13 protein-coding genes are annotated in these 14551 nt (G+C 62.7%); 9 read left to right on the top strand and 4 right to left on the bottom strand.

The window, feature by feature from the left end:
- The first annotated feature begins 131 nt into the window (after positions 1–131).
- Positions 132–386 (top strand): hypothetical protein, encoded by a 255-nt coding sequence (locus tag H6678_15060; GenBank protein ID MCB9475119.1) that lies wholly within the window; start codon positions 132–134, stop codon positions 384–386.
- Positions 387–401: 15 nt separating this feature from the next.
- Here H6678_15060 and H6678_15055 read toward each other — a convergent pair whose 3' ends face one another.
- Complete coding sequence (locus tag H6678_15055; GenBank protein MCB9475118.1) at positions 402–1847, bottom strand: T9SS type A sorting domain-containing protein; 1446 nt, start codon at positions 1845–1847, stop codon at positions 402–404.
- Positions 1848–2050: 203 nt separating this feature from the next.
- Between H6678_15055 and H6678_15050 the strand changes: the two genes are divergently transcribed.
- The 7 genes from H6678_15050 to H6678_15020 all read left to right on the top strand — a co-directional run bounded on the left by H6678_15050 (position 2051) and on the right by H6678_15020 (position 9503).
- Positions 2051–2401 carry a DUF2089 domain-containing protein gene (locus H6678_15050; protein MCB9475117.1) on the top strand — a complete coding sequence of 117 codons (351 nt, stop codon included), beginning with the start codon at positions 2051–2053 and terminating at the stop codon, positions 2399–2401.
- Between the two features lie 10 nt (positions 2402–2411).
- The gene (locus H6678_15045; GenBank protein ID MCB9475116.1) at positions 2412–2897 is read left to right on the top strand and encodes a hypothetical protein; all 486 of its coding nucleotides are present in this window, start codon (positions 2412–2414) and stop codon (positions 2895–2897) included.
- A 226-nt stretch (positions 2898–3123) separates the two neighbouring features.
- Positions 3124–6108 carry a preprotein translocase subunit SecA gene (gene secA / locus H6678_15040; GenBank protein ID MCB9475115.1) on the top strand — a complete coding sequence of 995 codons (2985 nt, stop codon included), beginning with the start codon at positions 3124–3126 and terminating at the stop codon, positions 6106–6108.
- Between the two features lie 148 nt (positions 6109–6256).
- Positions 6257–6940: a hypothetical protein gene (locus H6678_15035; GenBank protein MCB9475114.1), complete on the top strand. Its 684-nt coding sequence runs from the start codon at positions 6257–6259 to the stop codon at positions 6938–6940.
- A 35-nt stretch (positions 6941–6975) separates the two neighbouring features.
- Positions 6976–7752, top strand: a complete 777-nt coding sequence (locus H6678_15030) for an MBL fold metallo-hydrolase (GenBank protein MCB9475113.1) — start codon at positions 6976–6978, stop codon at positions 7750–7752.
- Between the two features lie 247 nt (positions 7753–7999).
- Positions 8000–8566, top strand: a complete 567-nt coding sequence (locus H6678_15025; GenBank protein ID MCB9475112.1) for a hypothetical protein — start codon at positions 8000–8002, stop codon at positions 8564–8566.
- A gap of 4 nt (positions 8567–8570) precedes the next feature.
- Positions 8571–9503, top strand: coding sequence for a cytochrome c3 family protein (locus tag H6678_15020; GenBank protein MCB9475111.1), 933 nt, complete (start codon positions 8571–8573; stop codon positions 9501–9503).
- Between the two features lie 76 nt (positions 9504–9579).
- Here H6678_15020 and mtgA read toward each other — a convergent pair whose 3' ends face one another.
- From mtgA to H6678_15005, 3 genes are all read right to left on the bottom strand, one after another.
- Complete coding sequence (mtgA, locus tag H6678_15015) at positions 9580–10311, bottom strand: monofunctional biosynthetic peptidoglycan transglycosylase (GenBank protein ID MCB9475110.1); 732 nt, start codon at positions 10309–10311, stop codon at positions 9580–9582.
- A gap of 177 nt (positions 10312–10488) precedes the next feature.
- Positions 10489–10818, bottom strand: a complete 330-nt coding sequence (locus H6678_15010) for a hypothetical protein (protein MCB9475109.1) — start codon at positions 10816–10818, stop codon at positions 10489–10491.
- 54 nt (positions 10819–10872) lie between these two features.
- Positions 10873–12699, bottom strand: a complete 1827-nt coding sequence (locus H6678_15005) for a peptidase M3 (protein MCB9475108.1) — start codon at positions 12697–12699, stop codon at positions 10873–10875.
- 147 nt (positions 12700–12846) lie between these two features.
- On the opposite strand from H6678_15005, the gene H6678_15000 reads away from it, so the two are divergent.
- Positions 12847–14151 carry an MFS transporter gene (locus H6678_15000; GenBank protein MCB9475107.1) on the top strand — a complete coding sequence of 435 codons (1305 nt, stop codon included), beginning with the start codon at positions 12847–12849 and terminating at the stop codon, positions 14149–14151.
- Positions 14152–14551 lie beyond the last annotated feature (400 nt).

Raw genomic sequence — 14551 nt, 5'->3', positions numbered from 1 at the left:
AGCTTGCCGGAGGAAGTAAAATCAGTGGGGGGCGTGAGTTGCGTGACCAGAGTCATACGGAATGCAGCGCCAGCATCCGATAATGGTGGCCACGTACCCATGCGTCGGGTTCAAGTCAGCAGGAGGACACCATGAGCCAAAGCATCACCTGCCCCATCTGTGGAACGGTCTACCCTGGAGTGAATTCCATGACCCGGGTCGCGGCCATCGTGGCGGGTGCCCTGATCGGAGCATTCATCGGCTCGGGCATCGGACTGGTGGGCGCCTTCATCGGGGCGTTGGTCGTGGCGATCTTCGGTGGGGTCCTGGGCGGGGTGATCGCGGGCTACGCCATCAGCCGCTCGGCACGTTGTCCCAAATGCGGTGGCGAGCTGTCGGACGACTGATCCGCCCTTCCTGACCTATTTCAGGTACAGAATCCGCCGACTGCTGACCTGCTGTCCGCTGGCCGCTCGAAGCCAGTAGGTGCCGCTGGCCAGCTCGCCGGGCTCCCAGACCCAGCGACCGGCCTGTTCCTGCTCCAGCCCCATGCTCACGGACTGCCCCTGCAGATTGAAGATCTGCAGCTGTGCCTCCTGCGGGTGATCACCCAACTCGATTCTCAGGCGACCATTGAACGGATTGGGCCAGGCCCGCAGCTCCATCCTCTCGGGCCGTTCGCTGCGCCCCTCGGGTGACACGGCGCTTTCACGGGGCCAGCAGAACGAGATTCCCTCTTCCACCGTCGCACGCCACAATCCCCAGGAATGCCCTTCCTCGTACTCAAGCGCCTGATGTGTCACGCCGCGCTCTTCGAGCATGCTGCGGAAGCTGGCGATCAACGGCAGCAGTGTGGCGATGTCATAGGTGCCCCAGTTCATCCAGAAGCGGAAGTCCTCGATCGGGCGCTGGCTGATTCTGGCATACTGCGCCGCGGGCAGGTAGGGACTCATCGCGATGGCGCGTCCGAACTGCTGCGGGTACTCGCCCACCAGATAGGTCGCAATGTCCCCGGCGCTGCTGTCTCCCATGGTTCCCCAGAGAGCCGGATCGTCGGGCGCGGTGGCATAATTCTGGTTGATGAAAGGAATCACCGTGTCCATCACGAACTGGCCGAAGGCCGTCTGCTGATTGCCGTCGTACTCGGCACTGCGATTGACCGGAGGAATGCAGACGCAGATGGGAAGCCGGGTCTGGGGTCGCTCGACGGCCATCCAGGCCAGAATGTTCTCGAGGCTGCCAAGGCTCAGATAGTCCTGGCCGTCGTGTACGATCAGCACGGGGTAGGTGCCTTCATCCGGATAACCCGGCGGTGTGACGACCTGGATCGTGCGCGAGTTCTGCAGCTGTGGGCTGAAGAATCCGGCGTGGGTCGTGCGCGTGCAGGCCGGGTATCCGTGATCCAGAACTTCCACGGGCTGGACATAGTCAAGCATCGCCAGCTCGGAATTGGGTCCGAATCCCCCGCTGATCGTGTTGGGGTTCGTTGGATCCAGGATCCACTGGCTGTCGTTGAGCACCAGCTTGTAATCCAGCCGGGCGGTGCTGGCGCAGAGAAACTCCCTGAACCAGAAGTTGGTGCCGCTGACGTGGCTCAGGGCCAAGCTGGGGTTCCAGCCGCTCATGTCACCGGCCAGATCCACGCTGGTGGCGTTGCCACTGTAGACGAACCAGGCGCGGTCCGCTTCGCGGATGGGGCCCTGCCCCGCGGGAAGATTGGCGAAGAGACTGTCCACGCGGGCCTGGCGACCCGCTTCGGGTGTGCCGAAGAGTCCGCCGATCCAGTTGGAGAAGGACTGAGCGCCAGCCAGAGGGGCCAGGCCAAGCAGAATGGCGAGCAGCAGGAAACGCGAGATGGAGGCGGACATGGGAGACTCCCGGTTGAGCTGTCCGCTGACAAGGGACGCGGACGGGCGAAGATAGAAAAGGGGAGTGGGGCGTGAACCACGGGTTCAGAACGGGCCCGGTGAGCGCGCGCCTTGAAAATTCAATTCCAGAATTGAAAAACTCAATTCCAGAGTTGACAATTTCAATTTCCGGTGATTTCTTGTGGCCCAACGAGGAGGTGATGATGAACATTTTCAATGCAACCTGCTCCCATTGTCGCTCCAGCCTGCAATTGGAAAAAGCGCGCTGTGGTGGATGTGGGCAAGTCCTAGAGGGGCAGTGGGATCTTCCGGCCCTGGCACGCCTCGAGCTTGACGAACAGGTTTTCGTGGCGGCGTTTCTGCGGCACCACGGGTCCATTCGCAAGATGGAGCAGCTGTTCTCGGTGAGCTATCCCACGATCAAGAACCGGCTGAACCGCATCATCGAGCGCCTGGATTCGGAATTCAAGGTGCCCACTCCCAACCAGTTGATCCTGGAGCGACTGGCCCGGGGCGAAATCACCGTGGACCAGGCTCTGGCAATGTTGAACTGAGGAGGTGACCATGAATCCCGAACGCATGAGTGTGCTGCAGATGCTGGCCGAAGGCAAGATCAGTGCGGAAGACGCCGAGCGTCTGCTGGAGCGCTTGCAGGAAAAGACCCGGGAGTCTCCCCAGGAAAGTGTTCGCAAGGATGTCCGGGCTGTCGTCGTGTCCGGCATGGCCGGGTCCGCCCACTCGGAAGAGGCCGGGTCCAGCATGACCCGCGCCGTCAGCACGGGACGCGCCCCGCTGAAGTTTCTGCGCATCATGGTCCAGAGCGCCAAGGAAGATGTGGTGAACATCCGCATCCCGATGGCCCTGGTCCGCACCGGGCTGAAGCTGAGCACCATGATTCCCGAGGATGCCCGCGAGCGCCTCAGGGACAAGGGAGTGGACATTGCGTCGCTGAGTGGCCTCGAAGGTGAGGAACTGATCGAAGCCCTGCGTGAGTTGCAGGTGGATGTGGATTCCGGCAAAGGAGATACGGTGCGCATTTTCTGCGAATGACCGTGCCCTTCGTCCGATATGCCGGAGACAGGTTCACGCACCGGAACCTGATTGAGCCGCCAGTGGTTGTTCCGCTGGCGGCCTGCTTTTCATCCGGGCAGGACCGCCTCGGCGCAGCCTTCGGAGCCGCTTCCTTGTAACTGACAGGGGCCGGCCATAACTTCAGCGGTTTGTCCAAACGGCCGTGCAATGTGCCCGGCCACAGTTCACAGGAACCGAGTCCCCCATGTTGAAACTGGTCAAGAGCCTTTTTGGCGGAGCGAAGAAATCCGATCGCCGCGAACAGACGATCCAGCTGTACACCCCGGATCTTCTCAAGATCAAGAGCTTTGGCGAGGGCCTCTCCGCCCTCAGCGAGGAGCAGCTGAAAGCCAAGACCGATGAGTTCCGTGCGCGCCTGAAGGCCGGCGAGACCACCGATGACATCCTTCACGAGGCCTTCGCCGTTGTGAAGGAGGCTGCGCAGCGCTTGAAGGATGCTCGACACGAGTATCTGGTGGTGGGCAATCCCGCCGTGTGGGACATGGTGCATTACGATGTACAGCTCATCGGCGGCATTGCGCTGCACCGGGGCGGCATCGCCGAAATGGCCACAGGCGAGGGCAAGACCCTGGTGGCCACGCTGGCGCTGTATCTCAATGGCCTCACCGGGCGCGGTGCGCATCTGGTCACGGTCAACGATTATCTGGCCCAGCGCGACATGGAGTGGATGCGCCCGGTATACGAATACCTGGGACTGAGCGTGGGTGTGATCCTCAATGGAATGGATCCCGCACTGCGTCAGCGCAACTATGCCTGCGACATCACCTACGGCACCAACAACGAGTTCGGCTTCGACTACCTGCGCGACAACATGGTCATGGATCCGTCCAGCCTGGTGCAGCGCGATTATCACTTCGCCATCGTGGACGAGGTGGACAGCGTGCTGATTGACGAAGCACGCACGCCGCTGATCATCGCCGGGCCCGTGGACAAGAGCACTCACAAGTTCGACGAGCTCAAGGCGCCCGTGGGACGGCTGGTCAAGGATCAGCTGGAGATGACTCACAAGCTGATGGCCGAAGCCAAGGAACTGTGGCCCAAGGAAGATGCCGACAGCCGCTACGAAGCGGGCTTCCGCCTGCTGCTGGTGCAGCGCAGCACACCCAAGCACCAGGATTTCATCGACTTCCTCAAGACCGAAGGCACGACGCGCCAGATCACGAAGGTCGAGAACGACTACCTGCGCGAGAAGCGCATGCACGAGCTGGACGGCGAGCTGTTCTTCTCCATCGACGAACGCAATCACAGCATCGATCTGCAGGAGAAGGGGCGGCTCAGACTGGCCGAGTACACGGGTGGTGACGAGGACATGTTCACCATTCCCGATCTGTCACTTGAACTGGTGCGCATCGAAGAAGACACGACTCTCGACGCGGAAGGGCGCATGCGTGCCACGGATGAGCTGAACCGGATGTTCAGCGACCGCAGCGAGCGCATCCACAACATCAGCCAGCTGCTGCGCGCCTATACATTGTATGAGCGTGACGTGGAATACGTGGTGCAGGACGGCAAGGTGCAGATCGTGGACGAGTTCACGGGTCGCATCATGCACGGACGTCGTTTCTCCGACGGTCTGCATCAGGCGCTGGAAGCCAAGGAAGGTGTCACGATCGAGCGTGAGACCCAGACCGTGGCCAGCGTGACCCTGCAGAACTTCTACCGCATGTACGAGCGCCTGGCGGGCATGACCGGCACGGCATTCACCGAGGCCAAGGAGTTCTTCGAGATCTACAAACTGGACGTGATGGAGATTCCCACCAACCGTCCGATCGCACGAAGTGACGACGACGATCAGATCTATCGCAGCAAGCGCGAGAAGTACATCGCCGTGGCCGAGAAGATCACCGAGCTGTATCACAAGGGGCAGCCCGTGCTGGTGGGCACCATCAGCGTGGAAGTCTCGGAGCTGCTCAGCGAGCGCCTGCGGGCCGCGAATGTGCCGCACAACGTGCTGAACGCCAAGCAGCATCGCCGCGAGGCCGAGGTGGTGAAGAACGCCGGCCAGCGCGGCGCCGTGACCATTGCCACCAACATGGCCGGTCGCGGCACCGACATCAAGCTGGGCGAGGGTGTGGCCGAGCTGGGGGGCCTGTTCATTCTGGGCACCGAACGCCACGAGAGCCGGCGCATCGATCTGCAGCTGCGCGGCCGTTCCGGGCGCCAGGGCGATCCGGGCGCCTCCATCTTCTATCTCAGTCTCGAAGACGATCTGATGCGCCTCTTCGGCTCCGACCGGATGGCCGGAGTGCTGGACAAGCTGGGCCTCAAGGAAGGCGAGGTCATCAGCCATCGCATGATGACCAGCCAGATCGAAAAGGCCCAGCGCCGGGTCGAGGAGCAGAACTTCTCGATCCGCAAGCACCTGCTCGAATACGACGATGTGATGAACGCCCAGCGCAACACGGTGTACACGCGCCGCCGCTCGGCCCTGATGGGCGAGGACCTGAGCGAGGCGATGGACGAGATGATCGAGGAAGTGGTCGAGCTGATCACGAGCAAGCATTGTGATCCGCCCAATGCGCCCGACGAGTGGAACTGGCCCCTGCTGCGCCAGGACCTGCTGCGCATCCTGCTGGTGAACCTGCCCTGGGACGAGGAGGCCCGGCGCAAGCTGACCCGCACCGACATCTTCGACATGACCCTGGAAATCGCCCGCGAGAACCTCAAGCGCAAGGCCGAGCTGCTGGGTGACGACCTGATGGGACGCCTGACGCGCTATGCGATGATCACCTCCATCGACCGCCGCTGGAAGGAACATCTGGCCGAGATGGACGAGCTGCGCGCCGGCATCGGTTTTCAGGCCTACGCCCAGAAGAACCCTCTGGTTGAGTACAAGAAGGCCGCGCTGGACATGTTCGAGGACATGCTGCTGCGCACCTACGAGGACGCGCTGCAGCTGATCTTCCGCGCCCAGCTGCAGCTCAGGGACGAGGATGTGGCCCTGAATCGCGCGGCCAGTGAAGGGCGCGTCCAGGCCATCCATCAGGAAACCAACCTGATCCAGAGCGCGGGCGCCCTGGCCCCCGAGACCACCAGCCGGGAAGAGCGGCAGGTGGCGAAGCAGAAGCAGGAACCCGTGCGTCGCGAAGGACCCCGCGTGGGCCGCAACGACCCCTGCCCCTGCGGCAGTGGCAAGAAGTACAAGGCCTGCCACGGCAAGGAAGCCTGAGTCCTCACCAGAACCGAATGACCTGTCGGGCCCGTCGCACTTGGCGTCGGGCCCGATTCTTTCTCTTGAAGGTGCTGCCCGCGTTGGTCGATACTGAGCGGACGGGCATTCCGTCCCGCAGGTTCAATGGATCAGGAGCCCGCGACCCATGAGCAGAGACAGCAGTCAGCAGTTCATCGAGTTCCGCAGCGAAGTCATCTCGATCAACCGGGCATTCGCGGGAATCAGGCCACTGATTCGTGAAACCCGCCATCTCTCGTTGAACGCCGAGACCTCGTGCCTGAAAGTGGGGCCGGCAGCGGCTGCGTTCAGCGTGGTCGTGAAGGACATGAACCAGCTCTCCGACAACCTGGGCATGCAGATCAATTCGCTGGAACAGGTCTTCAATCGCATCGTCAAGCTGATTGGAGAGTGGGGCAAGATCGAGAAGCGCACGTCGCTGTTCCTGCAGGCGCAGACCTTCATGGCCAGCGATGTGCCGACCACATCCCTGCGCAGCACGGGCAAGACCCGGCTCCAGGTGGACGAACAGGTTCTGCGCGGACATGCCGACTCGAATCAGTGCCTGGAGAACCTGAGCAACGAGATTCTGCGCCTGAATCGCCTGATCAGCGAACTGAACCAGATCGCGGTGCGCCAGTGTCGCTTCATCGCGATTTCATCCATGATCGAAGCACAGCGCGTGGAATGTGAGGCCGATGGGGATCTGACCACCGTGGCTCACGACATCAACAACATGGCCAACCGCATCGGCCGCATCGAGAACGACGCCCGCGAGCGCATTCTCAACCTGATGGCCTCGGTGCGCACGATGGGCCTGCAACTGAACTGAACCCGCCCAGCGGTCACACTCCCGGAGGTCCCATGCTGAAGACGATGGAACTGTTCAACAACGGCAACAGGCGCTGGATGTTCTTCGGTCGCGATCCGGAAAAGCCGGATTCGCTGATCGACTCCAATCAGTATCTGGTCATGGATCACGGCAAGGGCATTCTGCTGGATCCGGGCGGGCTGGAAATCTTTCCCTCAATGATCGCGGCCGTGTCACGCGAGATCGACATCGAGAACATCGAGGCCCTGGTCGCCAGTCATCAGGATCCGGACATCATCTCGAGCCTCTCGATGTGGTTCAGCATCAAGCCGAATCTGTCCGTGTACGCCTCGTGGATCTGGAGTTCCTTCATTCCGCACTTCGGTGGATCACGGGAGATCACGGGCATTCCCGATGAAGGCATGACCATGCCGCTGGGCAACAGCCGCAACCTGCAGTTGATTCCGGCGCACTACTGCCACAGTTCGGGCAACTTCTCGCTCTATGATCCTGTGGCGAAGATTCTCTTCAGCGGAGACATCGGCGCGGCTCTGGTGCCGCCCCAGGCCAGCTGTTTCGTCGAGAACTTCGATGAGATGCCCCAGTACATGGAGGGCTTCCACAAGCGCTGGATGCCCAGCAATCGCGCCAAGAATGATTGGGTGCGGCGCGTGCGTGCGCTGGACATCGAGATGATGGTGCCCCAGCATGGCTGCATCTTCCGCGGTCAGGATGTGACACGATTCCTCGACTGGTTCGAGTCGCTTCAGGTGGGCAGCGCCGTGGGCGCGGCCTCCTCGGTCAGCAAGCCCCGCGAACCGGCGCTGGCCTGATCCGCCTTTCGCATCGTCAGCACACTCTGCAATGTCTGGGCGCCGGAAGAGATTCCGGCGCTTTTCATGTCTGCGGCACGGCGATCCATGTTGGTTGTGTCGTCAACAGTTCGGTAATACAAACAAGCGGTGCGCTGGAACACGCAGGGCATTTTTCGTGTATTGGCGCGCTGGACACCGGTTGTCTCCAGCCAACCGCGAGTGTCATCATTGCGTCAGGCCGGACCACTCAATACATCAGGCGAACATGCGCAAATTCCTGGGTGCCACAGTGGCGCCCTCCATTCTAGTCTTCGTCGGTCTGCTTGGACTGGCCATTCTGACCGATCTCGTACTCCATGCCATGGGGCTGATCTGGATCGGCCGCTGGCTGGGCCCGGTGGGCACGGGTCTGCTGGTGGTTTCGTTCGTCCATTCCCTGCGGCGGCGCAAGCTGCTGAAGAAAGGCTCCCCGAAGAAACTGCTGCAACTGCACGAGACCCTCGGCTGGCTGGGAGGGCTGGTGCTGCTGGTGCATGCGGGGATCCACCTGAATGCGCTGATTCCCTGGCTTGCGCTGCTGGCGATGGTCGTGGTCATCGCCAGTGGACTGACGGGCAAGTACCTGCTGGCCCGGGCCAGAAAAGGCATGGCCAGCCGCAAGGGTGAGCTGGTCGCCCAGGGTCTGAACCCGGATGAGGTCGAGCGGCAGCTGCAGGGCCTGGCCCTGTTGACCGACAGCATGCAGCGCTGGCGCAGTGTGCACATGCCGCTGACCATGCTCTTTGCCGGGCTGGCCCTGGTTCACATTTTCGCAACCCTGCTGCTGTGGTGATCCAATGAATCGCACACTCTTCATCCTGGGAATGATCCTGCTGGCCGCGGGCAGTCTGGCCTGGTTCGCTCCGGGCATCGCGATCCAGCCCGGACAGCTGCTCGAGGCACATGCGTCTCTGGCCAATGACTGCACGGCCTGCCACACCATCGGTCAGGGAGTGCAGGCGGACAAGTGCATGGCGTGCCATGGGCCCGCCGAGATCGGATTGCTCACGGTGGCCGGTTCCCCGCTGAGCAATCCGCGTTCCGCGCTGCAGGGGCTGCACCAGCGCAATGCCGAGCGGGCCTGTACCGAGTGTCACATGGAACATGCGGGCCGTCTGGGCAGTGGAGCAGCCACGGGTTTCAGCCATGCCCGCTTGCCGGAGGATCTGGTCAACGACTGCCTGGCCTGCCATCAGGACCAACTGCCCGGAGACCCGCTGCATGCAAGTGTGGTTATTTCGTGCGGCGAGTGTCACAGCCAGGATGCCTGGAGCCCCGCCCGATTCGAACACGACCTGCTGAAGACCGCCAGTGTCTCCTGTCTGGATTGCCACCGGCCGGACCTGCCCGAGGATCAGCTGCATGCCGGCCTGTCACCGGATCCCGATTGCCGTGCCTGCCACCAGACCAGAAGCTGGAGTCCGGCGGATTTCGATCACGAGCGCTGGTTCCGCTTCGACCGCCATCACCCGGCGCGCTGCCTGGATTGCCACAAGCAGGCCGGAAGTTACGAGGAGTACACCTGCACCGGTTGCCACGCCCACAGCCCCGCGAAGATCGCCCGCGAGCACAGGGAGGAAGGCATTCGTGACTTCCAGAACTGCGTCGAATGCCATCGCAGCGGCAATGAGCACGAGATCATCGGTCGGGGAGGCAGCAGGGAAGGGGGTTCGCGCGAGAACGGGGAGCACCGATCACGTCGCGAGCATGACGACGAAGACGATGACTGATGCCCTGAGCCAGAGCGCCGGAAGTGATTCCGGCGCTTCTCGTTGCAATGGCTCCGCGCTCCTTGCTTGCCGCGAACTATTTCTTCCGGGCGTTTCCGTCGCTGGACTTGCGATGCCATTCAGGGAGATACTCCACGCCGCCCAGTTGGCGCATCTGGCGCTGGATCCAGGCGGCTCGCCGTATCACATACGGTGACGGTTTGCTGGCGGAAAAACGCCTGGGTGAGGGCAACACGGCCGCGAGGCGTGCGGCCTGGTTGGCGCTGAGGCGCTCGGGACTGGTCTTGAGCAGCAGCTCGGAGGCAGCCCCCACGCCGTAGATCCCGTCGCCGAACTCGGCGATGTTCAGATACACTTCCAGTATGCGCTCCTTGGGCCAGAGCGCTTCGATGAGCACGGTGAAGCCCACCTCCAGCCCCTTGCGCAGCCAGCTGCGTCCCGACCAGAGAAACAGGTTCTTGGCCACCTGCTGGCTGATCGTGCTGGCCCCGCGGACCCGGCCTCCACGGCGATTGTGCTCGATGGCCTTGCCGATGGCTTTCATATCAAAACCATGATGGCTCATGAAGAGCTGGTCTTCGGCGGCGATCACCGCCAGGGCGGCCTGCGGGGAGATCTGCTCGCGCGGGGTCCAGCTGTGATGCAGGGGCGGGGCCTTGGAGTCGAAGAGGGTGCGGGCCTGGCGTTCAAGCATCATGCCCGAGATCGGCACGGGCACCCAGCGCAACAGCAGGACCGCACACACGGTGAGCAGCAGCAGCCCCGCCAGCAGGCGCAGAATGCGTACGGGCAGCCTGCGCCAGTTCACGTGTCGCAAGCGGTCGCTGATCCGGGAACGCTGCACGACTCTACCCTTTCAGGACACGTCCATGCTCCAACCCACGCTGGCCTGACGCACGATGCCGGGAATCACCCCGGCATCGTGTGAACCGTCACGCATGGACGGCGGCCCGAAACTGCTGTGTCCGGCAAGGCCGGAGAAGAGCTATTCGTCGCTCTCGGCCGCCTCGCCGCCTGCCTGGTCGCCATATTCTTCGATCCAGGTATTCAGCAGACCGATGAGCTGCTTCGCCTGCTTGACCGAGGAGATGTTGAACTTCGAATGGGGACGGAACACGCCATTGCGCTTCTGATAGCGGCCCACACGAAACTTGACCGGCCCGTAGTTGCCACTGGCGCGCTCCAGGTCCTGGTAGGCGAACAGGATCGTGGACCAGGCACCGCTGGTCAGCACTTCCTTCTTCAGTTCCTTGACGAGGACCTTGCCGTCGTCATCGGTCCACTCGATGGTGATTTCGTTGATGGTCTCAGCCATTGGATTTCCTTGTGTTGTCCGGGTGATCCGCCTGACGGAGGGCGGGTTGAGTTCTCAGGCCAGGGACTGGATCCACTGGCCGAATTCCTGCCCGACCTGCTCGAGGCTGCGGTCGGCGCTGCTTGTGATCCGTTGGTCGCCGTGAATCACGGAGATTTCCGCATCCAGGTCCAGGTCTCCCGCGAAATGCGGTTGCTTGCGCTCGCGTTCGAACGCGCGGCGGGCATTGCTCTCCACCTCTTCAAGCGGCTGGTTGACCAGCGCCACGGTGGCCTTGGCCGAGAAGGGCTCGCCGGTCAGGTCCTGCACCAGCTGCAGGAAGGTGCGCGAATTGCCGGGTGCCCAGTAGGCACGGGCCAGATCGGGGCCGATGGCCGGGTTGTCCATCAGATGGCCGTCGCGCTGCAGGAAGAAGGCGCGAGTCTGGTACACGGCCATCTGGGCCAGCGTGTATCCATGGTAATAGGCCGAGCTGTCGCCGGCCAGCAGGTGCGGAATGCTCAGCAGGGGGCGGGCGCTGGCGTTGAGGAAGGACAGGCGCTGTTCCGCATCCCGGGCGATGGCCAGAACCCGCTCGGGCTTCAGCTCGGCCTCGGGCAGTTCGTAGAGTGCCTTCTCGAAGTAGGACACCGCCAGCATGGTGCGCAGCACATAGGCGCGCAGCGTGTGCGACAGCCTCAGCCCTTCCAGGATCAGCTCCTCGGGCATGGCCTCGCCGGCGGCATTCTTGGCATAGCGGCGCAGCCAGTCCGGGTCGCTGATCAGGCTGTCCAGGAACATCGACTGGGTTTCGGCGAAGGCCACCGAGGTGGGCGCGAATTCCTGCGCGAAACAGGGCGCCGGCTTGCGGATGTTGCTGAAGTGGGCCGCGTGTCCGCCTTCGTGAAAGAAGGTCTGCAGGGCGCGATGGCCGCTGCCCACCTGCCCGGGCACCGCGTTGGCCGTGAAGTTGATCCGTGCCGGGCGGAAGGTGCCCCGGTCGACCCAGGCGGGGCCGGGGCCGTGCATGAAGCCGTTCTCGTACTTGCCGCTGCGGTCCACCAGGTCCAGGGTCAGATTGGCGCCCGAATAGCGAATGCCCAGGGCGGCGAAGGACTTGACCCAATTGCTGAAGGAGCCGGCGAAAGGCAGGTACGGATCCTTGCGGGCCGTGAGATCGCCACTGGTGAACCAGCCGAAGTTCCAGGGGTCTCTGGCGGCTTCGCCATTGGTCTGGACCACCGCGTCCACCGAGCGCCTGGCAGCGTCGCGCGTATCCCGTTCCAGCTCATCCAGCAGTTCGAAGAGGCGCTTCTTGGAGAAGCCTTCGTTGCGGCTGACCTTCATGTCGTAATAGTCTTCGTAGCCCAGAAGGCGTCCCAGCCGATTGCGCTGGGTCACGATCTCGAGGAAGCCATTCTGCAGCACGAAGGGTTCGATGGACCCCAGGCCCTGCCAGGCCGCGCGGCGGACCGCCTCGTCCTTGTGGGTGGCCAGCATCAGCCCCAGTTTGACGCTGCTGGCTCGTTCGAATCTGCCCGTTGCCGGGTCCGTGTACCCCAACGCCATGGTGCGGCGGGCGGAGTCGAGCCGGCCTTCCAGCTCGATGATTTCGGCCTGCAGTCGGCGTGCGCCTTCGTCTTCGATGGCATTGACCTCGAAGAAGCGCTTCCAGCCCTCCAGACCCTCGCGTTCGTCGGCTGTCAGGTCGGGGCGTTCCAGCTCGTCACGCAACCGGGAGATCCAGGAGGCATCGCTGATGAAATGCTTCAGGGCAATCTCGCGCCGGTTGAATTCCTGCTGGTCGGCGCCCGTCAGTCCCATCATCGAGGACCAGAAGGCGTTTTCCTTGCTCTCGTGCAATTCCAGATAGTCTCGGTTCAGATCGTTCAGCAATGACATGCATACTCCAATGATCAAGGTTGCGACCCGGCAAACTACTGCTGAGGGCAAGCAAAGTCAAAGCGCCATATCCGGGAGCCGGGGGACCGTCGCGGCGTGCCGGAAACTCCTAGCTTGGGCCAGCCAGTCAGGACAGGGACTCCCGGAATGAACTCCTCGTTGTTGTCGGTCATGATCAGATATCGCCGTGTGCCCCGGATCATCGTGCTGCTGGTGGGAGCCGAGCTGCTGCTGAACCTGGTCAACTCGTCGTTCATGCTGATTCTGAACATCCACCTGCGCAAGCAGGGATTCATGGACGACCAGATCGCCTTCTTCACCAGCTTCCGCTTCCTGGGAGTGCTGGCGCTGGCCTTCCCGATGGGGCTCTTCATTCGCGGCCGCCGGCTCAAACCGTTCTTCCTGGCCAGCGCCGTGCTCACTCCCTTCGCCAGCCTGCTGATTCTGTTCGCGATCCAGGCGCAGAGCTCGCCCTGGATGCATGCCGGTGTGTTCATCTGGGGTGTGTCGATCATGCTCAGCCAGGTCTGCGCACTGCCCTTCATCATGCGCTACGTGCCGTTTGCCGCTCGCTCCGAGTCGATCTCGCTGAACTTCGCCACCTGGTCGCTGGCGCTGATCCTTGCGGGTCTGATGATTGCCGGCCTGACCTCGCTGGAGCAATTCCGGCTGGGCGGTCTGGCATTCCCCTGGGACGAGCATCACATCCTGCTGGCGCTGGTGCTGCTCAGTTTCCTGGCACTGCCATTGATGATGCGCATTCAAGAACCGGATCCCGCCACGGGCAGGGACACCGGCACATTGCTGCACCGGCACATGCTGGATTACGACTGGAACAGAATCCTGCGGGCCGTGGTGCCCACCCTGCTGATTGCCGTGGGGGCCGGGCTGACGATTCCCTTCGTGAACCTGTTCTTCTTTTCCGTGTTCGGCATCGACTCGGCCACCTTCAGCCTGCTGGGCAGCGCGTCCGCCGTGCTCGTGCTGCTGGCCAGCCTCTCCACGCCCGTGATCCGGCGGCGCGTCGGGTACTACTGGGGAATCCTGGGCAGCCAGAGTGCGGCGATCCTGTTCCTGGTCGTCATGGCACTCACCGAACTGCTGGCGCCTTCACTGCCGGGAGTCGTGTTCGTGGCCATCGCGTGTTTCATCCTTCGCCAGCCTTTGATGAACATGGCCCAGCCCATGACCAGCGAAATGACCATGGAGTACATCGGCCCGCGCAACCAGGAACTGCTGTCCGCGCTCAATTCCAGCATCTGGAGCGGCTCGTGGTTCATCAGTGCCAAGATCTTCCAGCACCTGCGTGCTCTGCAGCTGCCCTACTGGAAGATCTTCATGCTGACCGCATCACTCTACGGTGCGGGTGTGGTGATGTACTGGTTCCTGATCCGGGAGTATCACCGGATGCGAGTGCCCGTGTCGGCCGACCCTGCCGTTCGGAAGATCTGAGCTCATCCCAAAGCGTTGCGTTGGGAATGCTCCCCGCGGCTGGGACAGGATGCCCCTGCGGGGCGTTTTGAGTCGCGGTCATCCCGCGTGGTGGGCAAACCGCAGCGTGCCCACCAACACATGCGGATGACAACGCACACTCACACCCACCAAGCCCCGAACGGGGCATCATGCAACGATAGCCCGTGGGGAATCCACGGGCGGGCGCGGATGCCCGACACAACGGGAACCATGCAGGGTGATGATCAGGGCGACGGTCGATGGGGCCGTCGGGGTGGTCCATGGGGGAACGGTTGAAAGGACCGCCACCGCGTGCAAGGCGGCGTCGACCGCTTCGACCCGCACCTTGTCCCCTGCCTTGACCGCTACCCTGTCCACCACCTCGTCCGCCATCTCGTCC

Source organism: Candidatus Delongbacteria bacterium (assembly GCA_020634015.1).
In the GTDB taxonomy this organism is placed as follows: Bacteria; CAIWAD01; CAIWAD01; order CAIWAD01; family CAIWAD01; genus JACKCN01.
Note: the sequence above shows the minus strand (reverse complement) of the source record. Positions and strands in the feature narration are given on the sequence as shown.

What these genes read in the sequence shown, in the direction of transcription:
- H6678_15050 (MCB9475117.1), top strand. Translation starts at nt 2,051, where the DNA reads ATGAACATTTTCAATGCAACCTGCTCCCATTGTCGCTCCAGCCTGCAA.
- secA (MCB9475115.1), top strand. Translation starts at nt 3,124, where the DNA reads ATGTTGAAACTGGTCAAGAGCCTTTTTGGCGGAGCGAAGAAATCCGAT.
- H6678_15035 (MCB9475114.1), top strand. Translation starts at nt 6,257, where the DNA reads ATGAGCAGAGACAGCAGTCAGCAGTTCATCGAGTTCCGCAGCGAAGTC.
- H6678_15055 (MCB9475118.1), bottom strand. Translation starts at nt 1,847, where the DNA reads ATGTCCGCCTCCATCTCGCGTTTCCTGCTGCTCGCCATTCTGCTTGGC.
- H6678_15060 (MCB9475119.1), top strand. Translation starts at nt 132, where the DNA reads ATGAGCCAAAGCATCACCTGCCCCATCTGTGGAACGGTCTACCCTGGA.
- H6678_15045 (MCB9475116.1), top strand. Translation starts at nt 2,412, where the DNA reads ATGAATCCCGAACGCATGAGTGTGCTGCAGATGCTGGCCGAAGGCAAG.
- H6678_15005 (MCB9475108.1), bottom strand. Translation starts at nt 12,699, where the DNA reads ATGTCATTGCTGAACGATCTGAACCGAGACTATCTGGAATTGCACGAG.
- H6678_15020 (MCB9475111.1), top strand. Translation starts at nt 8,571, where the DNA reads ATGAATCGCACACTCTTCATCCTGGGAATGATCCTGCTGGCCGCGGGC.
- H6678_15010 (MCB9475109.1), bottom strand. Translation starts at nt 10,818, where the DNA reads ATGGCTGAGACCATCAACGAAATCACCATCGAGTGGACCGATGACGAC.
- H6678_15025 (MCB9475112.1), top strand. Translation starts at nt 8,000, where the DNA reads ATGCGCAAATTCCTGGGTGCCACAGTGGCGCCCTCCATTCTAGTCTTC.
- H6678_15000 (MCB9475107.1), top strand. Translation starts at nt 12,847, where the DNA reads ATGAACTCCTCGTTGTTGTCGGTCATGATCAGATATCGCCGTGTGCCC.